The sequence below is a fragment of the Pseudomonas sp. SIMBA_068 genome (assembly GCF_046534705.1).
GTDB classification, from domain to species: Bacteria; Pseudomonadota; Gammaproteobacteria; order Pseudomonadales; family Pseudomonadaceae; genus Aquipseudomonas; species Aquipseudomonas putida.
This window is the reverse complement of sequence record NZ_JAWRYI010000906.1, coordinates 1-258: the sequence shown is the minus strand read 5'-3', so window position 1 is coordinate 258 and position 258 is coordinate 1. Positions and strand designations below refer to the sequence as shown.

At 65.9% G+C, this 258-nt stretch carries 1 pseudogene; it reads right to left on the bottom strand.

Going from position 1 to position 258, the window contains the following annotated elements:
* A pseudogene (locus SB756_RS32005) lies at positions 1-258 on the bottom strand (3-dehydroshikimate dehydratase); the annotation flags it as partial.

Sequence of the window (258 nt, the reverse complement as noted above, 5' to 3'; positions counted from 1 at the left end):
CCGTCGTCGCCGGTCAGCATGATGCCAGCGCCGCCCTTGTTGGCGATGACGCGGTTGTCTTCGATGACGTTGCCACTGGCGCGATTGACCAGGATGCCAATGCAGAAGTTGCGCACTTCCAGGCCGCGCAGATGCACGCCCTGGGTGTCGCGCAGTACCAGGCCTGGGTGGGTGGTGGTTCGCACGTTAGTGCCGAACTGGCCGGGCAGAGCGCCGGGGCAGGTGTGCACACCCTGGTCCTTGATGTAGCCCGAGCCG